Below are 26,465 nucleotides of genomic sequence, written 5' to 3'. Positions count from 1 at the left end.
CGCCTCAATGCTCGACAGGCTCCCACCGATACGCGAGCGGCTCACCGATGTCGTTCACGCCGTCTACGCTGACCCCATGGACGTGGTGAGCGACGCGATTGCCGCCGTACGGACGGGCAGCCCGTCCGCCGACCGCCTCCGGGTCGGCGGGAGCTGGTGCGTGCGCCTCGCCCCGTACGAGGGCGCAGGCTTCCACGTGGCGCTGACCGGCAGCTGCTGGCTGCTGCCCGACAGCGGCCCGCCGCTCACCCTGCGCCCGGGCGACGCGGTGCTGCTGCCGCACGGCGCGGGCCACGTCCTGGCGGACTCCCCCGCGCCCGCCGCCGCGGTGGCCCGCGCGATCCCCTTCGAGGCGCTGCCCGCCACCCTGCCGCGCGTCGCGGGACCGGACGCCGTGGAGCTGCTCTGCGGCAAGTACCGCCTCGACCGCAGCCACACCCACCCGCTCCTGACCGAGCTGCCGGATGTCGTCCACCTCCCGCACGACGACGCCCGCCACCCCGAACTCCGGGCGGCGATCGGCCTGTTGAGCCGGGAGGTGGCGGCCGCCGGGCCCGGCTCGTGCGCGGCCGTGCCGAGCCTCCTCGACCTGCTGCTCGTCTACATGATCCGGGCCTGGACCACGGACCCGGCGGGCCGCGGCACCGCCCGCTGGCCCGCCGCGCTCGCCGACCCGGTGGTCACCGAGGCGCTCCGCCTGCTGCACACCGACCCGGCCCACACCTGGACCGCCGACCGCCTCGCGACCCGCGCGGGCGTCTCCCGCGCCACCCTCAACCGCCGCTTCACCGCCCTGGTGGGCCGCCCCCCGATGACGTACCTGACGTGGTGGCGGATGACCCGCGCGGCGACGCTCCTGCGCACGGCGGACGCGCCCCTGGAGTCGGTGGCCCGCCAGGTGGGCTACGCCTCGCCGTACGCCCTCTCGCACGCGTTCCGCCGGGAGTTCGGGGTGACACCGGGCCGCTATCGCACGAAGTCGCTTGCCTAGAGCGCACTCCACGTCCTTGGCTGTAGAGCCATGAAGTACACGCAGCTCGGACGCACAGGACTTAAGGTCAGCCGGCTCGTCCTCGGCACCATGAACTTCGGCCCGCAGACCGACGAGGCCGACAGCCACGCCATCATGGACGCGGCGCTGGCCAGCGGCATCAACTACTTCGACACCGCGAACGTGTACGGCTGGGGTGAGAACAAGGGCCGTACCGAGGAGATCATCGGCACCTGGTTCGCGAACGGCGGCGGACGCCGGGACAAGACCGTCCTCGCCACCAAGGTGTACGGGAACATGACGGGCGACGGGGACGTCTGGCCCAACCACGACCGGCTCTCCGCGGTGAACATCCGGCGCGCCGTCGAGGCCAGCCTGAAGCGGCTCCAGACCGACTACATCGACATCTACCAGTTCCACCACATCGACCGCCGCACCCCCTTCGAGGAGATCTGGCAGGCGATCGACGTCCTGATCCAGCAGGGCAAGATCCTCTACGCGGGCTCCTCGAACTTCCCCGGCTACAAGATCGCCCAGGCCAACGAGACGGCCGCCCGGCACGGCCGCGTCGGGCTCGTCAGCGAGCAGTGCCTCTACAACCTCGCCGAGCGCCGCGCCGAGATGGAGGTCATCCCGGCCGCCCAGGAGTACGGCCTCGGGGTCATCCCGTGGTCCCCGCTGCACGGCGGTCTGCTCGGCGGCGTGCTCAAGAAGGAGTCCGAGGGCAAGCGCCGCAAGGACGGCCGCAGCGCGAGCGCCCTGGAGAGCACCACGGTGCGCGAGCAGGTGCAGCGCTACGAGGACCTGCTGGACAAGCACGGCATCGCCCCCGGCGAGGCGGCCCTCGCCTGGCTGCTGACCCGGCCCGGCGTCACCGGTCCCATCGTCGGCCCGCGCACGCAGGAGCAGCTGGACTCGGCGCTGCGCGCGGTCGAGCTGGAGCTCGGTGAGGAGGTCCTGTCCGGCCTGGACGAGATCTTCCCGGGTCCGGGTCCTTCCCCCGAGGCGTTCGCCTGGTAGTCGCCGTCACCGGGTGCGGCGGCCGCCGGGCAGCGCTCACTGACCGACGGCCGCCGCCACCGCCACGACGACGAACATCAGCACGAGCACACCGGCCATGATCCGGTTACGGGTTTTCGGGTCCACGTCATCGAGACTAACGCGTGCCCGAGAGGGGCCAGCCTTCGACCTTCTCGTACCGGGGCCGCTCGCCCGGCACCCCGGACACCGGCAGGTTGCTGCGGACGAGCGCCAGTTCCCGCACGGTCCAGGCCTGGCCTGCGAACGCGTCGAGCTGCGCCACGTACGGCCCGAGGTCGGCCGTCTCCCGGCTGCGCGCCAGTGTCAGGTGCGGCCGGTAGCGCCGGTGCTCCCCCGGCAGCCCGCACCTGCGGCCCGCCGCCTCGGTCCGCTCGGCGAGCCGGCGCAGCGTCGCCACGTCCCCCTCGACGCCGGTCCACAGCGACCGGCCGCCGAACTGCCCGCCTCCGCGCAGCGCCAGCCCGAACTCCGGCGTGTGCCCGGCGGCCCGCGCGAGGCGCTGCGCCAGCTCGGGCACGGTCTCGTCCGGTACGTCGCCGTAGAAGGCGAGGGTGAGGTGCCAGCCGGGTCTGTCGGTCCAGCGCAGACCGTCCCGGTCGGGCAGGCGGTCTACGGTGCGCGCCAGTGCGGCGAGTACGTCCTCCGGAGGTAGCACGGCGGCGAAGAGTCTCATGGGGCTCAGTTTTCCGTGTGCCGTCGGAGGCTGACCCCCCGGTGGGGGCTTCTCGCGCCCCGCGGCGGAGCCGCTAGTGACACAGCCCCGCGCCCCTGAAAGGCCGACTGCGTCTGCCGGGTCGGGGTTTCGTCGCGGGGTGCGCGTGCGCGGGGCTTCTCGCGCCGTTCCCCGCGCCCCTGAAAAACCGACTTCGACTGCCGGGTCGGGCTTTCGTCGCGGGGCGCGGGCACGTGGGGCTTCTCGCGCCGTTCCCCGCGCCCCTGGAAAACCGACTTCGGCTGCTGGCGCGTGGGGCTTCTCGCGCAGTTCCTCGCGCCCCTGAAAGACCGGGCCGGTGGGGGGTCTCGCGTCGTTCGTCGCGCCCCTGAAAGACCGGGGGGCGGTGGGGGTTCTCTCGGCCCGTGGTGGAGTCGCTGATGGCGTAGGCGCGCGGCCCTGGAGGCGCACGGAGTGTGCCTTTCAGGGGCGCGGGGAACTGCGCGACCAGCCACGACGGCGCCGGGCCCCGCGGCGAACAGGGCCCGGCAGACGTGTCGCGGTCAGGCCGCCGCCGCCAGTGGCTGCGGTTCGCGCGGTACGAACTGCAGGTGCCGCTCGCCGCGCCGCAGGTCGACCTTGAGCCGCAGGTTCGCGGCCCGCGCCAGCATCAGCCCGACACCGGCCGCCGCCACGGCGCAGATCACACCGCCCAGCGTGAAGCTGACGCGCACCCCGTACTGGTCGGCGAGCCAGCCGAAGAGCGGCCCGCCCAGCGGGGTACCACCGGTGAACACCATCATGAACAGCGACATCACCCGGCCGCGCATCTCGGGGTCCGTGCCCATCTGGACCGTGGAGTTGGCGGTCACGTTGACCGTCAGGCCGAGGATGCCGAGCAGCACGATCAGCGGGGCGAACGCCCAGACGCCCGGCGCCCACGCCGCCAGGACCTCCAGGACGCCGAAGCCGATCGCGGCGCCGACCAGGACCCGCAGGCGGGTCGAGCGCCGCCGGGCCGCGAGCAGGGCGCCGGCCAGCGAGCCGATCGCCATGAGCGTGTTGAACAGGCCGTACTGGCCTACGCCGCCGTGGAAGACGTCGTCGGCGTAGGCGCTCAGCCAGATCGGGAAGTTGAACCCGAAGGTGCCGACGAAGCCGACGAGCACGATCGGCCAGATCAGCTCCGGGTGACCCGAGACGTAGCGCAGGCCCTCGCGCAGCTGGCCCTTGCCGCGCGGTGCGCGCGGGTTCTCGTGCAGCTCGGCGGTGCGCATCAGCGCGAGTCCGGTGAGCGGCGCGAGGAAGGACAGGCCGTTGGCGAGGAACGCCCAGCCGGGACCGACGGCGGCGGTCAGCGCGGACGCGACGGCCGGGCCGATGAGGCGGGCGGACTGGAAGTTCGCCGAGTTCAGCGAGACCGCGTTGCGGACCTGGTCGGGACCGACCATCTCGGACACGAAGGACTGCCGCGTCGGGTTGTCGACGACCGTGACGAGACCCGTGAAGAAGGCGGCGAGGTAGACGTGCCAGACCTGGACGTTGCCGGACAGGGTCAGCGCGGCGAGGAACAGACCGGACAGGCTCATCGCACCCTGGGTGCAGAAGAGCAGCTTGCGCTTGTCGAACCGGTCGGCGATCACTCCGCCGTACAGACCGAAGAGCAGCATCGGCAGGAACTGCATCGCCGTGGTGATGCCGACGGCGGCCGACGAGCCCGTGATGGACAGGACCAGCCAGTCCTGGGTGATGCGGGCCATCCAGGTGCCCGTGTTGGACACGACGGCACCGGTCGCGAACAGCCGGTAGTTGCGCACCTTGAGGCTGGCGAACATGGAGGTCTTGCGGGGGCGGGCGGGGGTGTCGTGGGCGGTTGGGACGGGGGCGGAGTCTGCTCCGGATCCCGTACTCAAAGTGGGTTCGCCTCCTCGGCGGTCGTCTGTCAGAGGTGGGCGAGCTTCTCGAGGACGGGTGCGGCCGCGCGCAGCTTGGCCCACTCGTCCTCGTCGAGACCGTCGGCGAGGCCGGCCAGCCATGCGTTCCGCTTGCGGCGGCTCTCCTTGAGCATGGCCTCGGCCTGCTCGGTGGAGGTGACGACCTTCTGCCGACGGTCCTCGGGGTGAGGCTCCAGCCTGACCAGTCCCTTGGCCTCAAGGAGCGCGACGATGCGGGTCATCGACGGCGGCTGCACGTGCTCCTTGCGGGCCAGCTCACCCGGTGTCGCGGAGCCGCATCCGGCGAGGGTGCCGAGCACCGACATCTCGGTGGGGCTCAGCGATTCGTCGACCCGCTGGTGCTTGAGTCGGCGCGACAGGCGCATCACTGCGGAGCGCAGGGAGTTCACGGCGGCGGCATCGTCGCCATGCAGGAGGTCCGGCATGTTTGTTAGCGTAACTCATTACTGTGTCTAACGACCACCGCAAAAGCCCCGCGTGACCAGTGATCCAGGCCACGGGAAACCTCACGTCACTCAAACGAGTGATCCGGATTCGGAAAGTGACGCAATCGGCCACGACACACCGGGACCCTGTTCCGCATGGGATCGACTGTGCTCAGCCTGCGGATAGACGGTGAGCTGCTCGACCGGCTCAAGACCCACGCCGCCAAAAGAGGAATGAGCGTCCAGGACTACGTGGTCCGGACGCTCATTCGGGACGACTTCGACGAACGCTTCAAGACGGCCGTCGAGGAGACGGAGAAGTTCTACGGGGCCGCCTGAGGTCCGCGCGGGCTATCGGCTCACGTGAGGCCGAGCGCCGGCATCAGGTAGTAGAAGGCGAACACCGCCGACACGGCGTACATCGCGACCGGCACCTCCTTGGCCCGGCCCGCGACCACGCGCAGCACGGTGAAGGTGATGAAGCCCATGCCGATGCCGTTCGTGATCGAGTACGTGAACGGCATCATCAGCATCGTCACGAAGGCCGGGATGGCGATCGTCCAGTCGTCCCAGTCGATGGCGCGGATGCCGCCGGACAGGATCAGGAAGCCGACCGCGAGCAGCGCGGGCGTGGCGGCCTGGGACGGGACCATCGTGGCGATCGGCGTGAGGAACAGCGCGACGGCGAAGAGACCGCCGGTGACGACGTTGGCCAGGCCGGTGCGCGCGCCCTCGCCGACACCGGCGGTGGACTCGACGAAGCAGGTGGTGGCCGAGGAGGACGAGGCGCCACCGGCGGCGACGGCGATGCCGTCGATGAAGAGGACCTTGTTCATGCCGGGCATCTGACCGTTCGCGTCGGTCAGCTTGGCCTCGTCGCTGATGCCCATGATCGTGCCCATCGCGTCGAAGAAGCACGACAGCAGCACGGTGAAGACGAAGAGCACGCCGGTCAGGATGCCGACCTTCTCGAAGCCGCCGAACAGGCTGACCTGTCCGACGAGCCCGAAGTCGGGCGTGGAGACCGGGTTGCCGGGCCACTTCGGGGTGGTCAGACCCCAGGACGGCACCGTGGCGACGGCGTTGATGATCACTGCGGCGACCGTCATCACGACGATCGAGATCAGGATCGCGCCCGGCACCTTGCGCACCATCAGCGCCAGGGTCAGCAGCACGCCGAGCACGAAGACGAGAACCGGCCAGCCGTTCAGGTGACCGTCGGCGCCGAGCTGCAGCGGCACCGTGGTGTGCGCGGCGTCCGGGATGCGCGAGACGAAGCCCGAGTCGACGAGGCCGATCAGCATGATGAACAGGCCGATACCGATGGCGATGCCCTTGCGCAGACCGAGCGGCACCGCGTTCATGACGCGCTCCCGCAGACCGGTGGCGACGAGCAGCATCACGACGAAGCCCGCGAGGACGACCATGCCCATCGCGTCCGGCCACGACATGCGCGGCGCGAGCTGCAGGGCGACCACGGTGTTCACGCCGAGGCCGGCGGCGAGCGCGATCGGCACGTTGCCGATGACACCCATGAGCAGCGTGGTGAACGCGGCGGTCAGCGCGGTGGCGGTGACCAGCTGGCCGTTGTCGAGCTGGTGCCCGTACATGTCCTTCGCGCTGCCCAGGATGATCGGGTTCAGCACGATGATGTAGGCCATCGCGAAGAAGGTGGCGAAGCCGCCACGGATCTCACGAGGGATCGTCGAACCGCGCTCGGAGATCTTGAAGTACCGGTCGAAGCCGTTCTTCGGACCCGACGGCGGCTGCGGGTTGACGTCGACCGGGGCGGTGGCCGAAGTGGACATGGATGACCTCAGCGGTATTCAGCAGTGAGCAGATCTACGGCGATCTACGGGCGGGAAGTGATCGAGCCTGGCTGTCGAGTGATCACCAGAGGGCTTCCCCGATGCATCCTCTGGTGTTTCATACGAACAGAAGTGGCCAGACTCAGGCCGTTTCAGTATGAACATATGAGGCGGAATTCGCTATCTCCGCGCGTAGACCCGCCTGGTACGGGGCCTGTGACACCCCCGGGGAGCTCCTCGTAAGCTGTGCGCATGGCGAAGTGGACCCCCAAGCACGAGGCACCGGAACCCCTGGAGGGTCCCGTGGTCGCCACCATCACCGGCGGCACGATCCTCTGGTTCGTCCTCTTCCTCGTACAGCTGCCGTTCTACGGCTGGTTCGACGACCACGGGCACACCTGGTGGGTGTGGACGTGCCTGGCCGGCGCGGGCCTCGGGCTCATCGGCATCTGGTACGTGCGGGGGCGGGACGCGGCGATCAAGCGGGCGGCCGCCGAGGGCCGTACCTGACGGGGCCCTGACGGGCCGTACGACCACGGGACCACAGGGGATCCTCCCCTGTCCTCCCCTGGTCGGATCTTTCGCCCGCTCAAGGGGTGAACCGGCACATCCCCCCGTAACGTCGAACTCATGACCCATATCGACGCGGGTGCCGAACTCGACCCGGTCCACCCGATACCCGTGCCGGAACGGGCCACGGGACTCACCGGCGCCGAGGTCGCGGAGCGCGTCTCCCGCGGCGAGGTCAACGACGTCCCGGTGCGCAGCTCGCGCTCCCTCACGGAGATCGTCCGGGCCAACGTCTTCACCCGCTTCAACGCGATCATCGGCGTCCTCTGGCTGATCATGCTGTTCGTCGCGCCGATCCAGGACAGCCTCTTCGGCTTCGTGATCATCGCGAACACCGGCATCGGCATCGTCCAGGAGTGGCGGGCCAAGCAGACCCTGGACTCGCTCGCGGTGATCGGCGAGGCGAAGCCGACGGTGCGCCGCGACGGGATCGCGGCCGAGGTGTCCACCTCCGAGATCGTGCTCGGCGACCTGATCGAGATCGGCCCCGGCGACAAGATCGTCGTGGACGGGCTGTGCGCGGAGGCGGACGGCCTGGAGATCGACGAGTCCCTGCTGACCGGTGAGGCGGACCCGGTCGTCAAGCGGCCCGGCGACGAGGTGATGTCCGGGTCGTTCGTGGTCGCGGGCGGCGGCGCGTTCACCGCGACGAAGGTGGGCCGCGAGGCGTACGCGGCGCAGCTCGCCGAGGAGGCGAGCCGGTTCACCCTCGTCCACTCCGAGCTCCGCTCCGGCATCTCCCAGATCCTCAAGTACGTGCAGTGGATGATGATCCCGACCGCGATCGGCCTGGTCATCAGCCAGCTCGTGGTCAAGGAGAACGACTTCAAGGAGTCCGTCGCGCGCACCGTCGGCGGCATCGTGCCGATGGTCCCCGAGGGCCTGGTCCTGCTGACCTCCGTGGCCTTCGCGATCGGTGTCATCCGGCTCGGCCGCCAGCAGTGCCTCGTCCAGGAACTCCCCGCCATCGAGGGCCTCGCCCGCATCGACACCGTCTGCCTCGACAAGACGGGCACGCTCACCGAGGGCGGCATGGACGTCTCCGAACTGCGCCCGCTCGGCGGCGCCGACGAGGGGTACGTGCGCAAGGTGCTCGGCGCGCTCGGCGAGTCCGACCCGCGGCCGAACGCCTCGCTCCAGGCGGTCATCGACGCCTACCCGGACAGCGACGACTGGCGCTGCACCGAGTCCCTGCCGTTCTCGTCCGCCCGCAAGTACAGCGGCGCCGCCTTCAGCGAGGGCGACGGGACGAACAGTGCCTGGCTGCTCGGGGCGCCCGACGTGCTGCTGCCCGCCGACGACCCCACGCTCGCCGAGGTCGAGGACCTCAACCACCAGGGCCTGCGCGTGCTGCTGCTCGCCCGCGTGGCCAGGGACCTGGAGGACCCGCGGGTCCTGGAGGGCGCCGAGCCGGCCGCGCTCGTCGTGCTGGAGCAGCGGCTGCGCCCGGACGCCGCCGACACCCTGCGCTACTTCGCCGAGCAGGACGTCAGGGCCAAGGTGATCTCCGGCGACAACGCGGTCTCCGTCGGCGCGGTCGCCGGCAAGCTGGGCCTGAACGGCGCCGAGGACACCGTCGACGCCCGGACGCTCCCCAAGGACCAGGCGCAGATGGCCGACGCGCTCGACGCGGGCACGGTGTTCGGCCGGGTGACGCCCCAGCAGAAGCGGGACATGGTCGGCGCGTTGCAGTCGCACGGCCACACGGTCGCGATGACGGGCGACGGCGTGAACGACGTGCTCGCGCTCAAGGACGCCGACATCGGGGTGTCCATGGGATCGGGCTCGGAGGCGACCCGGGCGGTCGCCCAGATCGTGCTCCTGAACAACTCGTTCGCGACGCTGCCCTCGGTCGTCGCGGAGGGCCGCCGGGTCATCGGCAACATCACGCGGGTCGCGACCCTGTTCCTGGTCAAGACCGTCTACTCGGTGATCCTCGCGCTGCTGGTGGTCTGCTTCCAGGTCGAGTACCCGTTCCTGCCGCGGCACCTGACGCTGCTGTCGACGCTGACGATCGGCGTCCCGGCGTTCTTCCTCGCGCTCGCCCCCAACAAGGAGCGCGCGAAACCGCACTTCGTGAAACGCGTGATGCGGTACGCGATCCCGGGCGGCGCCGTCGCGGGCATCGCCACCTTCGTGATGTACCTGGTCGCCCGGCACTACTACACGGGCTCGGGCGCGCTCGACGCGGAGACCAGTTCGGCGACGCTGACGCTGTTCCTGATCTCGATGTGGGTGCTCGCCATCGTGGCCCGCCCCTACACGTGGTGGCGGATCGTCCTGGTGGCGGCGATGGGCTTCGGCTTCCTGCTGGTCCTGGTCGTGCCGTGGCTGCAGGACTTCTTCGCGCTGAAGCTGGTCGGCGCCGCCATGCCGTGGACGGCGGTGGGCGTCGCGGTGGTGGCGGCGGTCGTCCTCGAATTCCTGTGGAAGTGGGTCGACCGCCGCTTCCCCGCCTAGCGGTTGTCGGCCCCGGTCAGCGGACGTCGACGAAGTCGCTGGTGGAGGTGACGGCCGGGGTGGTCGACGTGCCCGCGAACTTGTAGCGGAAGTAGCCGTCGGCCGACGCCTTGACCGTCGTCTTCAGCGAACCCGTCGAGGACGACGTGACCGTCTTGACGTTGGTGTACGTGCTGGAGGTCTTCTTGCGGTACTGCAGGGTCACCGACTGCTTGGTGTAGCCCATGTACTTGCCGGTGTCCCAGTTGGCGCGGGAGAGCAGGCCGGTGACCGTGATGGTCCCGCCCTTCTTGACCGGCTCGGGGGCGGCGTTGGTGGTGAGCTTCGCGTAGCGCTTGGTGCTGTACGACTTGGCCTTCTCGCGGACCGAGTAGTCCAGGTCGTTGGCCTGCGCGCCCGCCAGCACCTTCCAGGAGCCGGCGTCCACGTTCCACAGGTCCCGCGGGTCGACCGTGAAGCTCAGGGTGCAGGTCGACGTGGTGGCGTTGACCGTCTTGCAGGTGGTGGCGCCGTCCGCCTCGTTCTGCAGGGCGCCGTTGTCGGAGGAGTCCAGGTCCGTGCCGTGGTAGACGATCGCGAACGCGGAGGTGTTGTCGATGCCGGAGTCGTCGGTGGCGGTGAAGCTCACCTTGAAGTTGGCCTTGGCGGAGGTGCCGAGGACGACGTCCTTGCCGCCGTTCACGACGACGTTCGAGAGGGCGGTGTCGCCGAGCTGGTCGTCGTAGCCGGACGCGGCGGCGAACGTGGAGGCGCGTGAGGCGGCGTGCCCGCTGTGGAAGTCGGCGATCCGCTGGGCGGCGGCGGAGCCGAGCACGTCGTCACCGGCCTGCGCCGCCGGGACGGCGAACGCGGTGAGGGCCAGGGCGCCGGAAACCGTCACGGCAGCTGCGGTGGCACGAATGCGCATGTGTTCCCCAGTGGTGGAGAAGGGACCCGCGGTGCTGGTGCTGTCACGCGGGTCCAAGTGGTCTAGGGGTCTGTTGACCCGCCAGATAGACCCGTGACCCGCGTGACTGGTTGTACGTCAAGTGAAGATTTCGTGACCGATTCACGGAGAAGCCGTGCAGCCCCGCGCAAAGGCGCTCAGTCGAACCAGCGGTCCCGCGCCAGTTCCTCCGTGCGCGACGGGTCCTCCAGGAGCGCCGCCACCTCGAAGCGGCGCGGCCACTGCCCGGCCGCCCAGGCCAGACCGGCCGCGACACCCTCCACGGTCGCCGCGTGCACGGTGCCGTCCGGGGTGCGGCGCCAGTCGACCTCCGTACCGGCGACGAACAGCTCCTCGTGCTCGACGTACGAGGCCGGGGTCGCGGCCCCGAGCAGGACGCGCACGGAGTCGGGCACGGGGTGCGTCTCCCCCTCCTCGGTCACCTCGGCGTCGACGGCCTCGCTCAGCCGCCGCACCTGGAAGAGCTCGGCGAGGTGCGCGGCCTTCGCCGGGGCGACCGGCAGCAGCGCCCGGCCCGCGGCGAGCGGGATCAGGTCGGGGGCGTCGGCGACGACGGCGTCCGCGGCGTCGACGACCACGACCTCGCCGTCCCGCACGGCCCGCACCTCGTCGGGCAGGGTGACCTGTTCGGGGTCGAGGTCGGCCAGCCTGCCGTAGACGGCGTGGAGCTGGGCGGAGCCGACCGGGCGGTCCGGGTCGGCGAGGCGGTCCAGGAGTTCCGCGGCGCCGCCCGGCTCTTCGAGGAGCGCGGCGACGGACGTGCGCACCCCGAGGGCGCGCAGCACCTGCTCGTCCTCGAACCCGGAGGCGTCGGCGGGCTCGTAGAGACCGACGAGCAGCGGATCGCCGCCCTCGGCGCGCAGTCCGGCCGGCCGGCGCCCGTCGAGCACCGGGTTCCCGCGCAGCCACCACGCCGTGTACGGGCGGACGAGCTCGTGCGTGCCGTCGGGCAGCAGGACGCGGACGGGCTGGGTGAGGGCGTCGCGCAGCGGCGGCCTGGACAGCAGCGCGAGCGCCTGCGGCCAGCGGTCCTCGTCGACCAGGTCCAGGTCCCGTACGGCGACGAGCTCGGTGGCGACCGGGGGCACCGGCGAGTCCGGCAGCCGGTCGAGGACGTCCTCGCACCACACGTCGACCGCGTCGAGCAGCCCCGCGTCGTCGGGCTCGGGGAAGTCGCTGTCCCGCGGCTCGAGTTCGTCGGGATCGAGGACGACGTCGGCGGCCCGGACCAGCGCGAAGGTGGCGAGCACCCCGCAGGCGGCGAGGGGCTGCTCGCCCCACCGCTCGGCCAGCTCGTCGTCGACGTAGGGCAGTTCGCCCTCACGCAGCACCGAGGCGATCGGGCTGCCGGGCAGCACCAGCTCGGCGGCGGGCACCAGCTCACCCTCGTCGTCGGGCAGCGCGAGGGCGCCCAGCCACGGCTCGTCACCCACGTCGAGGTGCGCGTCCCGTACGAGGGTGAGGACGACGTCGGCCAACTCGTCGGCACCCAGGGCGCCTTCGTCGTCCCAGGCAGGCTCGTCGTCGAGCGACGCGGCGACCGCGGCCCGCACCTGAGGCGTCGTCAGGACGGCGCGGGCGGTGGCGGGCAGCGCGCCCAGCTTCTCCAGGAGCGGATGGGCGGCGTCGGCGTGGGCGACCTTCAGGCCGAGCCGGGCGAGCGCGTCGCCGGGCACGCCCGAGGCCTCGGCGGTGGGCAGCAGGACCTGCCGGGGGCCGATCGTGGTGCGGCCGCCGGCCAGCGGGACGGGCAGTCCGCTGAGCCGGTCGGGGTCGACTCCGGCGAGCGACTCGTACAGGCTGCGCCACCAGCCCGGTTCCTTCTCCAGGCCCGCGAGCCGGTCGACGGCCTCGGTCAGCGGGACCCGGGCGACGCCGAGCGTGCGCAGCTCGACGCGGCGTTCGAGCCCGGCGGGCAGCAGTCCGGTCAGCACGTCGGCGAGGACCCGCACGGTGTCGGCGCCCGCGCCCTCGACGACCTCGGCGTCGCGCGGCCGCAGGGCCTCGGGCCGGTCGTCGTCCTCGTCCCGCGGGCCGACGGCGGGCGGCAGGAAGGCGGTGCGCGGCAGCCGCTCCAGGACGGCGGCGCGCAGGGCGCCGTCGAGTTCACCGCGGCCGAGCGGGCCCGGCACCAGGTCGAGGACGCCGGGGCCCACCGGCCGCCAGGCGCCGAGCAGTTCGGCGTACGCGTCGGCGGCGCGCTCGACGAGGTGGTCGGTGAGCGGACCGGGCGCGACGTGCCGCCGGGCGGTGTCCAGCGGGAACGAGGCGATCAGCAGCGCGGGCACGCCGAGGGCCTCGTCGCTCGGGGTGGGCGCGTGCACGACGGGGGCGCTCGCCGGCTTCTGCGGGGCGCCGTCGGCGCTCACGGGCACGGCCCAGGTGACGGACCAGTGGGGCCGCAGCCGCTCCTCGACGGGCCGGTCGGCCAGCAGTGCGGGGGCGAGGGCGCCGCTGCGGGTGACGGTGCGCCAGCGCAGCTCGGCGGGTTCCCGGGCGTCGTCCGTGATGACGGTGTACACGTCGTCGGTGCGGCGGCGCAGCGTGCGGGTGCCGGCGTCCGTGGTGACGGTGACCTCGGACAGGCCCGGCAGGGCGAGCAGCAGCGTGTCGTCCACGGCGTCCAGGAGGCGGGCGGCGAGCGCCTCGGCGGCCTGGTCGCGCAGCGGCAGGATGACGACGGTGTCGTACGGCTCGGGGGCCGAGCCCTCCGCCGCGAACGGCAGCCGCAGCAGCGGGACGTGACCGTCGCGGCGGCGCAGCTCGGTGCCGAGGGAGGGGGCGTGCCGGGCGGTCTCCTCGGCGGCGAGCCGGGCCTCGCCGAGCGACCAGCGCACGCCGCCGGTCCTGCCGACCACGGCGGGCTCGTCGGAGACGGCGAGGACGGCGGCGAACCCGACGCCGAACCGGCCCACCGCGGTCTCGGTGTCCTCCCGCTTCGCGGACGCGCGCAGCGTGGACAGCGACTCGACGCCGGCCGCGTCCAGCGGGGCGCCGGTGTTCGCGGCGGCGAGGACGCCGTCCTTCAGGGTCAGGGCGAGGCGGCCCTCGGTTCCGGCGCGGGCGGCGGCGTCGGCGGCGTTCTGGGCGAGTTCGACGACGAGGCGGTCCCGGTAGCCGCCGAGTGCGAGGTCCTCCTCGGCGTTGGCGTCCTCCCGGAACCGGGCTGCGCTGCCGGTCCACGCGTCCAGCACGCCTCGGCGGAGCCTGGCGGTGCCGAACGGGTCGATGCCCTCCGGCGCCGGACGCGCGATCTTGCTCCCGCTCACGGGTGACTCCTCTGGGCGGCGTGGTCAGGTCCGGGGCCGAACGTTATCGCTCCGCGCAGCGGCCCCTGTCGCCGCGTCACCGGGCGCACCCCGCTGGACCCCGCTCGCACCGTTCCCCGCGCCCCTGAAACCCGACTTCGTCCGCGGCCCGGTGGGGGCTGATCGCACCGTTCCCCGCGCCCCTGAAACCCGACTTCGTCCGCGGCCCGGTGGGGGCTGATCGCGCAGTTCCCCGCGCCCCTGAAAACCCGACTTCGTCCGCGGGTCTCGTCGTGGTTGCTCGCGCAGTTCCCCGCGCCCCTGAAAGGCACACTCCGTGCGCCTCCAGGAGGCCGCAGGCCTCCAGGGGCGCGGGGAACTGCGCGAGAAGCCCCACACACCGACAGCCCGCGATGAATCCCCGCCCGGCAGACGCAGTCGTGCCTTTAGGGGCGCGGGGAACTGCGCGACCAGCCACGACGAGAGCCGCACCCGCCGCGAAAGAGGAACCCGGCAGGCGAGCAGGTGGCTACGAGTGGCCGAGGTCGTCCGCGGTGGTGGAGGACACCGCGCTGACCGACCCCGCATCCGGCTCCGCGCGGAGCGGAAACGCGTCGACGACGTTCTCGTCGATCACCGGCTCCGCCGGCCGAGGCGGCTTCGGCATGACCGCGGCCTCCGAATGCCCACCACACCCGTACGACAGCGAGACGACCCGCCCGTCCGCCGGCGAGAACTCGTTCGCGCAGACGCCGAAGGCCTGGCCGAGGGAGCCGCCGATCGGGGTGAGGAAGCCGCAGGAGACACAGGTCGCCGGGGCGGCCTGGGCCATCGGGGTCTTCGCGCCGAAGGAGTCCTCCCAGCGGTCGGCCGCGACGTGCAGCCCGTACCGCGACAGAACCCGCGCACGCCGCATGCCGAGCTCCTCGGCGACGGACGCGATCGAGCCGCGGGCCGGCGCGACGGGCAGGGCCGCCACGGGCCCCTCCGTCACCTCGACGTCCTCCGCCTCGACCAGCTCCGCCATGTCCTCGGACACCGGAGAGTTCGGCGGCGGCGCGTCCTCACCGGAGTAGCCGGGCTCCAGCCGCAGATCGTCGGCATCGGTGGGCAGGAGGTCACCGGGGCCCAGGTCACCGGGCCGGAGCCGCTCGCTCCACGGCACCCACTCGGGGGCCAGCAGCGCGTCGGGGCCGGGCAGCAGCACGACCTCGTCGAGCGTGACGTGCTTGGCGCGGGAGGCCCGGGCCACGGTCACGGCCCAGCGCCAGCCCCGGTAGCCGAACTCCTTGCACTCGAAGAGGTGCGTGACGACGCGGTCGCCCTCGACGACCGTCTCGACGTGCTCACCGACCACCCCCGGGGCGGCCGCCTCCTCGGCGGCGGCGCGGGCGATGTCGACCGCCTCGGCGCACAGACGGTCAGGGGTGCGGCTTCGCGTTGTCGCTGCGCTCACAGGTATCGCTTCTCTCCTACGCCGTCTCACGAGTGCGCCGTCCGGTGAGCGGGAGCGCGGACGGAGCGGACCAGGGGGCCGCGTCGACGTCCACGCCCGACGTTCCGGGCGCACCTACGCCATCCATTCTGCGGGATGGCCGAGAGGCGCGCGGCCGAGAACAACCGCCGCGGGCGCGCTACGCACGCTACCTCCTTCCACGCCCTGCGCCCACACCGACGTACGAGCCGCACCTGACGCGAAAGCCGACCCGCACTCCCATATCGGCACTAGTACGGGCGTTCAAGGGGCACTATGACTGGGTGACTGCCGCAAGGTCGTCGTCGTCCAGCTCGGCGAGTTCGTCGCGTTCGTCCGGTTCATCTGGTGCGACACGGTACGAATACAGCGGTGCGGGCCCGGTGCGCGGGGCCGTCCGCAAGATCGGGCGTGCCCTGCACCTGCCGTTCACCGGTACGGCGCGCGGCATCCGGAAAGCGACCCACGCGCACGGGGCGGGCGAGTCCGGTCTCGGAAAACTGATCGAACTGCACGCGGTGAACGGCGCGGGTGACGTCATGATCACCATCGCCCTCGCGTCCACGGTGTTCTTCTCCGTCCCCACGGACGAGGCCCGCGGCCGGGTCGCCCTCTACCTCGCCATCACCATGGCGCCCTTCACCCTCCTGGCGCCCGTCATCGGACCGCTGCTCGACCGGCTGCCGCACGGGCGGCGGGCCGCGATGGCCGGTTCGATGCTGGCGCGGGCGCTGCTCGCGCTCGTCCTGTCGAGCGCGGTGGTCAGCGGCAGCCTCCAGCTGTATCCGGCGGCGCTCGGCGTGCTCGTCGCGTCGAAGGCGTACGGCGTGGTGCGCTCGGCGGTGGTGCCACGGCTGCTGCCGGCCCGCTTCTCCCTGGTGAAGGCGAATTCGCGGGTCACGCTGGCCGGGCTGCTCGCCACGGCGGCGGCTGCCCCGGTCGGGGCGGGGCTGCAGACGATCGGGCCGCGCTGGCCGCTGTTCGGGGCGTTCGTGCTCTACGTGACCGGGATGTTCCTGTCGTTCTCGATGCCGCGCAAGGTCGACTCGGCGAAGGGCGAGAGCAAGGCGCTGCTGGCGGCGGACGAGGAGCACCTGCACGGGCCCGGCAAGCGGCAGCGCAGGCCCGGCCTGCGCACGGTCGGCCCCGCCGTCACCCACGCCCTCGGGGCGAACGCCTCGCTGAAGGCCCTCTCGGGCTTCCTGATCTTCTTCCTGGCGTTCCTGCTGCGCGAGCATCCGATGACCGGGCAGAGCGCGGCCGTGTCGCTCGGCATCGTCGGCGTGGCGGCGGGCGCGGGGAACGCGCTGGGCACGGCGGTCGGGGCGTGGCTGAAGTCGCGGGCGCCCGAGATCATCATCGTGACCGTGGTGGCGGTGGTGCTCGGTGTCGCGATCACGTCGGCGGTCTTCTTCGGGGCGCTGATGACGGCGTTCCTCGCGGCGGTCGCCGGGTTCGCGCAGGCCCTGTCCAAGCTGTCGCTGGACGCGACGATCCAGCGGGACGTGCCGGAGGCGGTGCGGACGTCGGCGTTCGCCAGGTCGGAGACGTTGTTGCAGGTGGCGTGGGTGCTGGGTGGGGCGATCGGGATCGCGCTGCCGTTGAACGGGGCGCTGGGGCTTTCGGTGGCGGCGGGGATCGTGGCGGTGGGGTGGCTGACGACGGTGCGAGGTCTTCTGGCCGCGGCACGGGGTGGGGCGGGGCGTTCGGCCCGGGTGGCCTAGCGTCTGCCGGGTTTCTGTCGCGTTGCCGAGTGCGGGTCCGGTGGGGGCTGGTCGCGCAGTTCCCCGCGCCCCTGAAGGCACGACTGCGTCTGCCGGGCGGGGATTCGTCGCGGGCTGCCGGTGCGTGGAGCTTCTCGCGCAGTTCCCCGCGCCCCTAAAGGCACGACTGCGTCTGCCGGGCGGGGATTCGTCGCGGGCTGCCGGTGCGCGGGGCTTCTCGCGCAGTTCCCCGCGCCCCTAAAGGCACGACTGCGTCTGCCGGGCGGGGATTCGTCGCGGGCTGCCGGTGCGCGGGGCTTCTCGCGCAGTTCCCCGCGCCCCTGAGATGCGCACCTGCGGTGCGGCATCTCCCCGTGGGGGGAGGCTGCGCGCAGCGCATGCCTTCAGGGGCGCGGGGAACTGCGCGACCGGCCGCAGATCACCCGCACACGCCGACGCGACAGGTCACGGCACACGCCGACGCGGGACCACGCAAACCCGGAGGGACGCGGCACGCCGTACCCGGCTCGCAACGGGGCCGATGCCTCCCGATAGCCTTCGGCCATGACCTCCCAGCGTTTCGCCGCGCGCCACCGCCGCGCCATGGCTGCCGTCGGTGCCGTCGGCGCCGGACTGCTCGCCCTCTCCGCCTGCGACAAGCCGACCCCGCTGGCCACCGTGACGGTGGACCGCAACACGGTGCACTCCGAGGCCTCCTGCTACAACGACGGCGACGCGCTCAAGCCGTCCTCCCTCCAGGACTGCCTGAAGGACAAGGACGCCAAGTCCATCTCGGTGGACCCCGACGCGACGGTCCGCTTCGGCGTCGACCCGGAGATCGCGGACAAGGGCTGGACGCTGCTGATGAACGGTCAGCCGCTGACCGACTCCAGCAAGAAGACCTACCGCACGGTTCCGGGCAGCGTGTTCTTCAACCAGCAGTACGGCGCCACCGGCTCCTCCACCACGGTGACGATCCTGGCGGGCGCCAACTCCAAGGCGTACGGCCTGTGGTCGTTCAAGCTCGAGAAGGACTCCTGACGTCCACCGGTAGCCCGGCAGCGGCACGCGTCCTCGTCGCCACCGCCGTCCCGGCCGAACGGGACGCGGTGGCACGGGGCCTGCTCGACACACATCCGGCGGTCGACGTGGTCGCCGTCGGGGTGGGCCCCGCGGCCGCCGCCGCGGGCACGGCCACCGCGCTCACCACGGCCGCACTGACCGGCCGCCCGTACGCCCTGGTCGTCTCGGCCGGCATCGGCGGCGGCTTCACCGCCCCGCCCGGCGCCCTCCTGGTGGCCGACGCGATCACCGTCGCCGATCTGGGCGCCGAGACCCCCGAGGGTTTCCTCCCGGTCACCGAACTCGGTTTCGGGACCGTCACCCACCGTCCGCCGGCGTCCCTCGTACGAGACCTCGCCGCGGCCCTGTCCCTGGATGCCGCCGCCGTCGGCACCGTGCTCACCGTCTCCACGGTGACCGGCACCGCCGACCGCGCCGCGCTGCTCGCCCAGCGCCACCCCGGCGCCGTCGCCGAGGCGATGGAGGGCTTCGGGGTCGCCGAGGCCGCCGCCGCGCACGGCGTACCGGTGGCCGAGATACGTGCCGTCTCCAACGCCGTCGGGCCCCGCGACCGCGCCGCCTGGCGGATCGGTGACGCGCTGGCCGCGCTCACCGACGCGTTCGGGAAGTCGGCGCCCGTCCTCACGAGTTGGAGCAGTTCATGACGACCGACAACGAAGCCGCGGCAGTACGCATCGCCTTCTCGCCGTGCCCGAACGACACCTTCGTCTTCGACGCCTGGGCCCACGGCCGCGTCCCGGGCGCCCCCGCGCTCGACGTGACGTTCGCCGACATCGACATCACCAACGGCGTCGCCGAGCGCCGCGAGGACGCGTACGACGTCCTGAAGGTCTCCTACGCGGTCCTGCCGTACGTCCTCGACGACTACGCCCTGCTGCCGTGCGGCGGCGCGCTCGGCCGGGGCTGCGGCCCGCTGGTGCTGACCCGCGAGCCGGGCGTCGACCTCTCCGACAAGCGCGTGGCCGTGCCGAGCGAGACCTCGACCGCCTACCTGCTGTTCCGGCTGTGGGCGGCCGACACGGTGCCCGGCGGCGGCGTCGGCGAGATCGTCGTCATGCCGTTCCACGAGATCATGCCGGCCGTGCGGGACGGGAAGATCGACGCCGGACTCGTCATCCACGAGGCCCGCTTCACGTACCAGAACTACGGTCTGCACAAGCTCGCCGACATGGGCGAGCACTGGGAGGCCACGACCGGGCTGCCGATCCCGCTCGGCGCGATCATCGCCCGGCGCGACCTGGGCGCCGAGAAGCTGCGCGGCTACGCGGACGCCGTCCGCACGTCGGTGCGCATGGCCTGGGACGACCCGGAGGCCTCGCGTCCGTACGTGATGGACCACGCGCAGGAGATGGACCCGGCGGTCGCCGACCAGCACATCGGCCTGTACGTCAACGAGTTCACCGCCGACCTCGGCGAGGACGGCTACGCGGCGATCCGGGGGCTGCTGACCCGGGCGGCGGCCGAGGGCCTGGTGCCCGCCCTGGCCCCCGACGCGCTCGCGTTCCCGTAGGACCCGTAGGACCCGTAGGACCCGTAGGACCCGTAGGACCCGTGAAAAGAGGCCCGGCTCAGACGTCCAGCTGGTCCGCCACCGCCCGCAGCAGGCCGGCGATCTTCTTGCCGGCGGCCTTGTCGGGGTAGCGGCCGCGCTCCAGCATCGGCGTGATGTTCTCGAGCAGCGTCGTCAAGTCCTGGACGATCGACGCCAGTTCGTCCGGCTTGCGGCGCTGCGCCGCGGCGACCGACGGGGTCGGGTCGAGGATCGTGACGGAGAGCGCCTGGTCACCACGCTGGCCGGCGACGACCCCGAACTCGACGCGCTGGCCGGGCTTGAGGGCGTCGACACCGTCGGGCAGTACGGAGGAGTGCACGAAGACGTCGCCGCCGTCGTCGCGGGAGAGGAAGCCGAAGCCCTTCTCGCTGTTGAACCACTTGACCTTGCCGGTAGGCACGTGAAGTCCTCGTCCTCGTACTAGAAAGAAAACGCTCTGGATAGCAGTACAGCGGGTCGTGTTCCGACCCGCCGCCACCAAGACTATGGGGAACGGGGCTGGTGACAAGACGTCGCCGAAGGGTTCCGTACTTGTCCTTATGCGCTGGGAACTACCCTGACCGGGTGCGCGACAAAACCCAAGCCAATTCCCGGGCGACCGATACTGGACCCGGCGACGGACTCGTGAAAGCGGGCGGCATCGTCTTCCTCGTGGGAGCGATCGCCACCCTGGTCACGATGGCCCCGCTGTTTTTGGACACCGACCCGTTCCCGCCCGTCGCTTATGCGGTGTGCATGCTGATGGGCGTCGGTTTTCTGCTGGCCGCGGCCGGCATACTGCGCGGCATCGCGGCCCAGCGCCGTCAGGCGCGTACGTAACGTCCCAGCCAGGCCGGGAATTCGGTCAGGTCGGCGAGAATCACGTCGGCGCCCGCGGCGCGCAGTTCCGTCGCGTCGCAGGGCCCGGTCGTCACGCCCACGGACAGCGCGTCCGCCGTGCGGGCGCCGCGCACGTCACCGACGTGATCACCGACGTAGATGCTCGCGCCGTGCTCGCGCAGCGCCTCGCCCTTGCCCTCGGCCCACAGGTTGCCGACGACGGCGTCCGCCGCGATGTCCAGATGCTGCAGGTGCAGTTTCGCGTTGGGCTCGTACTTGGCGGTGACGACGACGGCCCGGCCGCCCGCCGCGTGCACGGCGGCGATCGTCTCGTGGACGCCGGGCATCGGCAGCGTCCCCGTGATCGCGTGTGTGGGATACATCTCACGGTAGAGATCGGCCATGGCCGGGATCCGCTCGGCGGGGAACCAGTGGGCGAGCTCCGTCTCCAGCGGCGGCCCGAGCCGGGTGACGACCAGGTCCGCGTCCACGTACGTGCCCGTCCGCTCGGACAGGGCGAGCCACGTGGCGTGGATGCCGGGCCGGGAGTCGATCAGCGTCATGTCGAGGTCGAAGCCGACCGTGGGGCCGGTGGGGTGCGTGGGGTCCTGGAGGTCAGCCATGGATGCCATTCTGCCCGGGCATACGATGGGCTTTCCCAAGGAATACTTAGCTAAGCCTTACCAAGCCAAGACATTCCGGACCCTACTGCGGAGAGAACACGCCCATGCCCGTCAGACGCCGCGCCGTCGCGATCGTGGCGGCGGTGGTGGCGCTGGCCCTCGCGGTGCTGCTCAGCCTCGCGGTGGGAGCCCGAGCGATCGCGCCGTCCGCCGTGTTCGACGCCCTGCTGCACGGCGGCCACAGCGACGCCGCCGAGGTGGTCAGGGGCCTGCGGCTGCCGCGCACGCTCGTCGGCCTGATGGTCGGGGCGGGCCTCGCGCTCGCCGGCACCGTCCTCCAGGGCATCACGCGCAACCCCATCGCCGACCCGGGCATCCTCGGCATCAGCCAGGGCGCGTCCGTGGGCGTGGTCCTGGCCATCGCCTACCTCGGCATCCACACCCTGACCGGCTACGTGTGGATCGCGTTCGCCGGCGCGGGCCTCGCCTCCGTCGCCGTGTACGCCATCGCGTCCAGCGGCAGAGGCGGCGCGACCCCGGTGAAACTGGCGCTCGGCGGCGCCGCGATCAACGCGCTGCTGGTCTCCGTCACCACCGCGATCCTCACCACGAAGGCCTCCGCGCTCGACGAGTTCCGCTTCTGGCAGGTCGGCTCGCTCTCCGGCCGGGACGCGGAACTGGTCGGCCAGGTCTGGCCGTTCCTGCTCCTCGGCACCGTCCTCGTGCTGTCCGTCGCCCGCGGCCTGGACGCGCTCGCGCTCGGCGAGGACGTGGCGAAGGGCCTCGGGCAGCGGGTGGCGACCGTCCGGATCGTCGGCGGTCTCGGCGCGACGATCCTCACCGGTGTCGGGGTGGCGGCCGCCGGTCCGATCGCCTTCATCGGCCTGGCCGTCCCGCACATCGCCCGCGCCCTGGTCGGCTCCGACCACCGCTGGCTGCTGCCGATGGCGGCGCTGACCGGCCCCGTGATGCTGCTGGTCTCCGACACCGTGGGCCGGGTGGTCTTCCCGCCGAGCGAGGTGCCCGCCGGGGTGATGACGGCGCTGATCGGGGTGCCGTTCCTGGTCACCCTCGTGCGCAGGAAGGCGGTGCCCGCATGAGCACCCTCACCGGTGTCCGGCCGGCCGGCTACGCGGTCGTCCGCGCGGGCCGCGCCCGCTTCCTGCTGCACCGCCGGGCGACCGTGGTGGCCGGCGTCCTGGCCCTCGTCCTCGCCGTGAGCTGCCTCGCGTACCTCTGTGTCGGCGAGACGTTCACCAGCCCCGCCGAGGTCCTCAAGGTCCTCACCGGACAGCCGTCGCCGGACGAACTGGTCGTCGGGACGCTGCGCGAGCCCCGCATGGTCGTCGGGCTGCTGGTCGGCCTGGCCTTCGGCATCGCGGGCGCGCTGATCCAGACCGTCGCCCGCAACCCCCTCGCCAGCCCCGACATCATCGGCATCAGCCAGGGCGCGAGCGCGGTCACGGTCGCCGCGATGACCTTCGGCCTGACCTCGTACACCGTCCTGCCGTACGTCTCCGTGGCCGGCGGCGTCGTCGCGGCCGCCCTGGTCTACCTCTTCGCCTGGCGGGGCGGACTGCACGCCACCCGCTTCGTCCTCATCGGCATCGGCTTCGCGATCGCCCTGCGCTCGGTCACCACGCTCTTCATGACCAAGGGCGACTACCTGGTCGCCCAGCAGGCGCAGATCTGGATGACCGGCTCGCTCAACGGGCGGGGCTGGCCCGAGGCCGAACCGCTCGGCTGGATCCTGCTGGTCCTCGTCCCGGCCGTCGCGTGGGCGGCCCGCGCCCAGCGCACCGTCTCCCTGGACGACGACACCGCCACCGCCCTCGGCGTGCGGCTCGGCCGGGTCCGGCTCGGCCTGGTCGCCCTCGGCGTGATCCTGGCCTCCGTCGCCACCGGCGCGGCCGGACCGGTCGACTTCGTGGCGCTGCTCGCCCCGCAGATCGCCCGCCGGCTGACCCGCACCGCCCAGATCCCGCTGGTCTCCTCCGCGCTCCTCGGCGCCGTGATCGTGGTGGTCGGCGATCTGCTCGCCCGCCGTCTCTTCTCCCCCACCGAACTGCCCGTGGGCGTCCTCACGGCGGCCGTGGGCGCGCCCTACCTGATCTGGCTGATCGTCCGCAGCCGCACCGTCCGCTCCAGCTCCGGAGGCACCGCATGAGCCGGCTCTCGGCCCGCGACCTGACGCTCGCCTACGAGGACCGCACCGTCGTGCACGACCTCGACCTCGCCGTGCCCGACGGGCAGGTCACGGTGATCGTCGGCCCCAACGCCTGCGGCAAGTCGACGACGCTGCGCGCGCTCGGCCGCCTGATGAAGCCCGCGGGCGGCTCCGTCCTGCTCGACGGCAGGGCGCTCGCCGAACTCCCCACCAAGAAGATCGCCCAGCAGATCGGCCTGCTGCCGCAGAGCCCCGTGGCCCCTGAGGCGATCACCGTCGCCGACCTGGTCTCGCGCGGCCGCCAGCCGCACCAGAGCTGGTGGCAGCAGTGGTCCGACGCGGACGAGAAGGCGGTGACCGAGGCCATGGAGCGCACCGACGTCGCCGCTCTCGCCGACCGCAACGTCGACGAGCTCTCCGGCGGCCAGCGCCAGCGCGTCTGGATCGCGATGGCCCTCGCCCAGGAGACCGACATCCTCCTCCTCGACGAGCCCACCACCTACCTCGACATCGCGCACCAGGTCGAGGTCCTGGACCTGGTGCGCCAGCTCAACCACGACAAGAAGCGCACCGTCGCGGTCGTCCTGCACGACCTCAACCAGGCGGCCCGCTACGCCGACCACCTCGTCGCCATGAAGGCGGGCCGCATCGTCGCCGAGGGCCCGCCGGCCGAGATCGTCACGGCCGGACTCGTCCACGACGTCTTCGGCCTGGACTGCGTGGTCGTCCCCGACCCGGTGACGGGATCCCCGCTGGTGGTCCCCGGCGCCCCGTGGCAAGGAACGTCAACCCGGTAGACGCGAACCCGAAAGGCACCCCATGCACACGCACCGCGGCACTGTCATCGGCACCCTCGCCCTCACCACGGCTCTGGCCCTGGCCCTGACGGCCTGCAGCGGCTCCGACGGATCCGGGAAGAAGACCGGCCGCACCGCCGCAGGCAACGGCACCCACACCGTGAAGACCGCCATGGGTGACGTCGAGGTCAAGAACAACCCGAAGCGCGTCGTCGTCCTCGACACCGCCGAACTCGACTCGGCGGTCACCCTGGGCGTGCGGCCGGTCGGCGCCACCCGGGCCGGCGCCGAAGAGGCCGTCCTGTCGTACCTGCCGAAGAGCAGCACGAAGGACATCACCGAGGTCGGTGAGATCGCCGCCCCCAACCTGGAGAAGATCGCGGGCCTCAAGCCCGACCTGATCCTCAGCAACAAGGTCCGCGACGGCCAGCGCTACCAGCAGCTCAGCGCCATCGCCCCCACCGTCCTCACCGAGACGACGGGCTACCCCTGGAAGCAGAACTTCCTCGTCCACGCCGACGCGCTCGGCCGCACCGCGCAGGCCAAGAAGGCGATCAGCGCGTACGAGGACCACGCCGAGGCGGTCACCAAGGCGCTCGGCGGCAAGGCGAAGGCCGCCGCCACGGACGTGAACGTCGTCCGCTTCGTCGAGGGCGCCGACATCCGGATCTACGGCAAGAAGAACTACATCGGCACGATCCTCGCCGACGTCGGCGTGGGCCGCCCCGCGATCACCGACAAGGCCGAGGACGGGTTCTCGTACGACGTCAGCCCCGAGCAGATCGACAAGGCCGACGCGGACGTCATCTTCACCTCCACCTACGGCAGCCCCGGCAAGGCGAAGGTCACCCGGACCACGACGAGCGGCCTGTGGAAGAACCTCAAGGCCGTCCGGGACGGCAAGGTCTTCCAGGTCGACGACGAACTGTGGCTCCAGGGCATCGGCTACACCGCGGCGAACCAGATCCTCGCGGAACTCCAGTCCGACCTGACCCGCTAGTCCGACCCGCCGGCCCGTCAGCCGCGGGGGCGCTGCGACCGCCACACCAGATACAGGGCGGAGGCGATCGCGGCGCCCCGCAGCACCCACGGCCAGGTCTCGTTCAGCGCGCCGCTCATGCGCCCGTCGTCGATCGGCTCGCCCCACCGGCCGTCGGTGCGGCCCCACAGCCAGACGATGCCGGCCGCCGCGGCGAGCCCGGGCAGCGCGAACACCGCCAGCTTCTTCTGTCCCAGGGTCAGCCGCCGGGACAGATAGACGACGCCCCAGCCGATGACCAGCGGGAGGATGTTGCCGAGGACCGCGCCGGCCACGAGGGCCGCGGCCGCGAGGAGCAGCAGGGGGTTCGTCCAGCCGCCGACGGGGCCGAGCCGGTGCCGGGCGGCGCGCCGGCCGCGCCGCCCGGCACCGGACGCGTCCGCCGCGGCGCCCTCGTCGTCGTCCTCGTCCGGTTCCGGCTCGTCGGCCACGGGCTCGGGCAACGGCTTCTTGCGCAGGTCGGGCCTGCCGCCCTGCTTGTCCGGCGCCCTGAGGATGTCCGGGATCTCCACCCCGCCCACGAACCCCGGCACGCTGTCCGTCTCGGTCAGCACCCCGCCAGGACCGTCACCGATCCGCCACCAGTCCGTCTCGCCCTCCGGCGAGCCCAGTTCGTCGGTGCCGGCGAGGTGCGGCGGGGCGGGTGCCTCGTCCCGTACGGGATCGGCGTCGCGGGCCTCGCGGCGCGGGCGCGGCACCCGGCGGCGCAGCCCGCCCCTGGCCGGGTTCCTGCCGGTGGGCTGCTCGGGCAGCGGCCTGGTCAGCGGCGCGGCGGGGTCGGCGCCCACCCCTCCCGGACCTTTTGCCCCTTTTTCTTGAGCGCCGCCCACGATCTGGTCCGGGCTGCCCAGCCGGTCGAGGATGCGGCGCACGGCGGCCGGGCTGTCGACGGTGACCTTGGCGCGGTGCCGGTCGATCTCGCCCCGCAGCTCCGTCACCAGGCGCATCCGCGTCGCGGACGGCAGCTGGCGCTGCTGGGCCAGGTCCCCGACCCGGCTCAGATAGTCGAAGACGAGTTGATCACTCTCGATCGACACGAAGTCCCCTCCGGGGTGGCGCAGTTGACCCCACGACGGTACAGCGCCCGGCCGGGGTGCGGGGCCGGGGCGGGC

24 protein-coding genes are annotated in these 26,465 nt (G+C 72.2%); 14 read left to right on the top strand and 10 right to left on the bottom strand.

Going from position 1 to position 26,465, the window contains the following annotated elements; all coding sequences use genetic code 11:
• Positions 1–76 precede the first annotated feature (76 nt).
• Positions 77–991, top strand: a complete 915-nt coding sequence (locus RBJ77_RS28165; protein ID WP_372347589.1) for an AraC family transcriptional regulator — start codon at positions 77–79, stop codon at positions 989–991.
• 30 nt (positions 992–1,021) lie between these two features.
• Positions 1,022–2,011, top strand: a complete 990-nt coding sequence (locus RBJ77_RS28160; RefSeq protein ID WP_372347588.1) for an aldo/keto reductase — start codon at positions 1,022–1,024, stop codon at positions 2,009–2,011.
• Between the two features lie 136 nt (positions 2,012–2,147).
• On the opposite strand, the gene thpR is transcribed toward RBJ77_RS28160, so the two are convergent.
• From thpR to RBJ77_RS28145, 3 genes are all read right to left on the bottom strand, one after another.
• Complete coding sequence (gene thpR / locus RBJ77_RS28155; RefSeq protein WP_372347587.1) at positions 2,148–2,705, bottom strand: RNA 2',3'-cyclic phosphodiesterase; 558 nt, start codon at positions 2,703–2,705, stop codon at positions 2,148–2,150.
• Between the two features lie 542 nt (positions 2,706–3,247).
• Positions 3,248–4,597: an MFS transporter gene (locus RBJ77_RS28150; protein WP_372347586.1), complete on the bottom strand. Its 1,350-nt coding sequence runs from the start codon at positions 4,595–4,597 to the stop codon at positions 3,248–3,250.
• A gap of 29 nt (positions 4,598–4,626) precedes the next feature.
• The gene (locus RBJ77_RS28145) at positions 4,627–5,064 is read right to left on the bottom strand and encodes a MarR family winged helix-turn-helix transcriptional regulator (RefSeq protein ID WP_255974467.1); all 438 of its coding nucleotides are present in this window, start codon (positions 5,062–5,064) and stop codon (positions 4,627–4,629) included.
• Positions 5,065–5,220: 156 nt separating this feature from the next.
• Here RBJ77_RS28145 and RBJ77_RS28140 point away from each other — a divergent pair, with 156 nt between their 5' ends.
• Positions 5,221–5,403 carry a BrnA antitoxin family protein gene (locus RBJ77_RS28140; protein WP_255974465.1) on the top strand — a complete coding sequence of 61 codons (183 nt, stop codon included), beginning with the start codon at positions 5,221–5,223 and terminating at the stop codon, positions 5,401–5,403.
• 20 nt (positions 5,404–5,423) lie between these two features.
• Here the strand turns inward: RBJ77_RS28140 and RBJ77_RS28135 are convergent, their stop codons facing one another.
• Positions 5,424–6,872 carry an NCS2 family permease gene (locus RBJ77_RS28135; RefSeq protein WP_372347585.1) on the bottom strand — a complete coding sequence of 483 codons (1,449 nt, stop codon included), beginning with the start codon at positions 6,870–6,872 and terminating at the stop codon, positions 5,424–5,426.
• A 252-nt stretch (positions 6,873–7,124) separates the two neighbouring features.
• Between RBJ77_RS28135 and RBJ77_RS28130 the strand changes: the two genes are divergently transcribed.
• A complete protein-coding gene (locus RBJ77_RS28130; protein WP_255974462.1) occupies positions 7,125–7,382 on the top strand; it encodes a DUF2530 domain-containing protein in 258 nt (85 codons plus the stop codon).
• A gap of 120 nt (positions 7,383–7,502) precedes the next feature.
• Positions 7,503–9,902: an HAD-IC family P-type ATPase gene (locus RBJ77_RS28125; RefSeq protein ID WP_372347584.1), complete on the top strand. Its 2,400-nt coding sequence runs from the start codon at positions 7,503–7,505 to the stop codon at positions 9,900–9,902.
• A 16-nt stretch (positions 9,903–9,918) separates the two neighbouring features.
• On the opposite strand, the gene RBJ77_RS28120 is transcribed toward RBJ77_RS28125, so the two are convergent.
• From RBJ77_RS28120 to RBJ77_RS28110, 3 genes are all read right to left on the bottom strand, one after another.
• Complete coding sequence (locus tag RBJ77_RS28120; protein WP_372347583.1) at positions 9,919–10,809, bottom strand: DUF5707 domain-containing protein; 891 nt, start codon at positions 10,807–10,809, stop codon at positions 9,919–9,921.
• A gap of 176 nt (positions 10,810–10,985) precedes the next feature.
• The gene (locus RBJ77_RS28115; RefSeq protein ID WP_372347582.1) at positions 10,986–14,117 is read right to left on the bottom strand and encodes a sacsin N-terminal ATP-binding-like domain-containing protein; all 3,132 of its coding nucleotides are present in this window, start codon (positions 14,115–14,117) and stop codon (positions 10,986–10,988) included.
• A 508-nt stretch (positions 14,118–14,625) separates the two neighbouring features.
• Positions 14,626–15,552: a DUF3027 domain-containing protein gene (locus RBJ77_RS28110; protein WP_372347581.1), complete on the bottom strand. Its 927-nt coding sequence runs from the start codon at positions 15,550–15,552 to the stop codon at positions 14,626–14,628.
• A gap of 401 nt (positions 15,553–15,953) precedes the next feature.
• On the opposite strand from RBJ77_RS28110, the gene RBJ77_RS28105 reads away from it, so the two are divergent.
• From RBJ77_RS28105 to RBJ77_RS28090, 4 genes are all read left to right on the top strand, one after another.
• Positions 15,954–17,294: an MFS transporter gene (locus RBJ77_RS28105; RefSeq protein WP_372347580.1), complete on the top strand. Its 1,341-nt coding sequence runs from the start codon at positions 15,954–15,956 to the stop codon at positions 17,292–17,294.
• 543 nt (positions 17,295–17,837) lie between these two features.
• The gene (locus tag RBJ77_RS28100) at positions 17,838–18,314 is read left to right on the top strand and encodes a DUF2771 domain-containing protein (protein WP_372347579.1); all 477 of its coding nucleotides are present in this window, start codon (positions 17,838–17,840) and stop codon (positions 18,312–18,314) included.
• Positions 18,284–19,000: a futalosine hydrolase gene (locus RBJ77_RS28095; RefSeq protein ID WP_372347578.1), complete on the top strand. Its 717-nt coding sequence runs from the start codon at positions 18,284–18,286 to the stop codon at positions 18,998–19,000. Before RBJ77_RS28100 ends, RBJ77_RS28095 begins: the two co-directional genes overlap by 31 nt.
• A complete protein-coding gene (locus tag RBJ77_RS28090; RefSeq protein WP_372347577.1) occupies positions 18,997–19,866 on the top strand; it encodes a 1,4-dihydroxy-6-naphthoate synthase in 870 nt (289 codons plus the stop codon). Before RBJ77_RS28095 ends, RBJ77_RS28090 begins: the two co-directional genes overlap by 4 nt.
• Before the next feature lie 58 nt (positions 19,867–19,924).
• On the opposite strand, the gene RBJ77_RS28085 is transcribed toward RBJ77_RS28090, so the two are convergent.
• Positions 19,925–20,308 (bottom strand): cold-shock protein, encoded by a 384-nt coding sequence (locus tag RBJ77_RS28085; RefSeq protein WP_043226786.1) that lies wholly within the window; start codon positions 20,306–20,308, stop codon positions 19,925–19,927.
• 164 nt (positions 20,309–20,472) lie between these two features.
• Here RBJ77_RS28085 and RBJ77_RS28080 point away from each other — a divergent pair, with 164 nt between their 5' ends.
• Positions 20,473–20,727, top strand: a complete 255-nt coding sequence (locus RBJ77_RS28080) for a hypothetical protein (RefSeq protein WP_255974445.1) — start codon at positions 20,473–20,475, stop codon at positions 20,725–20,727.
• Here RBJ77_RS28080 and RBJ77_RS28075 read toward each other — a convergent pair.
• The gene (locus tag RBJ77_RS28075; protein ID WP_372347576.1) at positions 20,712–21,359 is read right to left on the bottom strand and encodes an HAD family hydrolase; all 648 of its coding nucleotides are present in this window, start codon (positions 21,357–21,359) and stop codon (positions 20,712–20,714) included. The two genes, RBJ77_RS28080 and RBJ77_RS28075, sit on opposite strands and share 16 nt — an antisense overlap.
• A gap of 95 nt (positions 21,360–21,454) precedes the next feature.
• On the opposite strand from RBJ77_RS28075, the gene RBJ77_RS28070 reads away from it, so the two are divergent.
• The 4 genes from RBJ77_RS28070 to RBJ77_RS28055 are packed head-to-tail and all read left to right on the top strand — an operon-like array spanning position 21,455 to position 25,314.
• Positions 21,455–22,450, top strand: coding sequence for a FecCD family ABC transporter permease (locus RBJ77_RS28070; RefSeq protein ID WP_372347575.1), 996 nt, complete (start codon positions 21,455–21,457; stop codon positions 22,448–22,450).
• The gene (locus tag RBJ77_RS28065) at positions 22,447–23,517 is read left to right on the top strand and encodes a FecCD family ABC transporter permease (RefSeq protein WP_372347574.1); all 1,071 of its coding nucleotides are present in this window, start codon (positions 22,447–22,449) and stop codon (positions 23,515–23,517) included. The genes RBJ77_RS28070 and RBJ77_RS28065 overlap by 4 nt, the downstream gene beginning before the upstream one ends.
• Complete coding sequence (locus tag RBJ77_RS28060) at positions 23,514–24,314, top strand: ABC transporter ATP-binding protein (RefSeq protein WP_372347573.1); 801 nt, start codon at positions 23,514–23,516, stop codon at positions 24,312–24,314. The genes RBJ77_RS28065 and RBJ77_RS28060 overlap by 4 nt, the downstream gene beginning before the upstream one ends.
• A gap of 22 nt (positions 24,315–24,336) precedes the next feature.
• Positions 24,337–25,314 (top strand): ABC transporter substrate-binding protein, encoded by a 978-nt coding sequence (locus RBJ77_RS28055; protein ID WP_372347572.1) that lies wholly within the window; start codon positions 24,337–24,339, stop codon positions 25,312–25,314.
• A 17-nt stretch (positions 25,315–25,331) separates the two neighbouring features.
• Here RBJ77_RS28055 and RBJ77_RS28050 read toward each other — a convergent pair whose 3' ends face one another.
• Positions 25,332–26,390, bottom strand: a complete 1,059-nt coding sequence (locus RBJ77_RS28050) for a hypothetical protein (protein ID WP_372347571.1) — start codon at positions 26,388–26,390, stop codon at positions 25,332–25,334.
• Positions 26,391–26,465: the final 75 nt, after the last annotated feature.

Source organism: Streptomyces sp. KL116D (assembly GCF_030766975.1).
Lineage (GTDB): Bacteria > Actinomycetota > Actinomycetes > Streptomycetales > Streptomycetaceae > Streptomyces > Streptomyces longispororuber_A.
The sequence above is the reverse complement of the archived record's forward strand: the minus strand, read 5'-3'. Positions and strand labels throughout refer to the sequence as shown.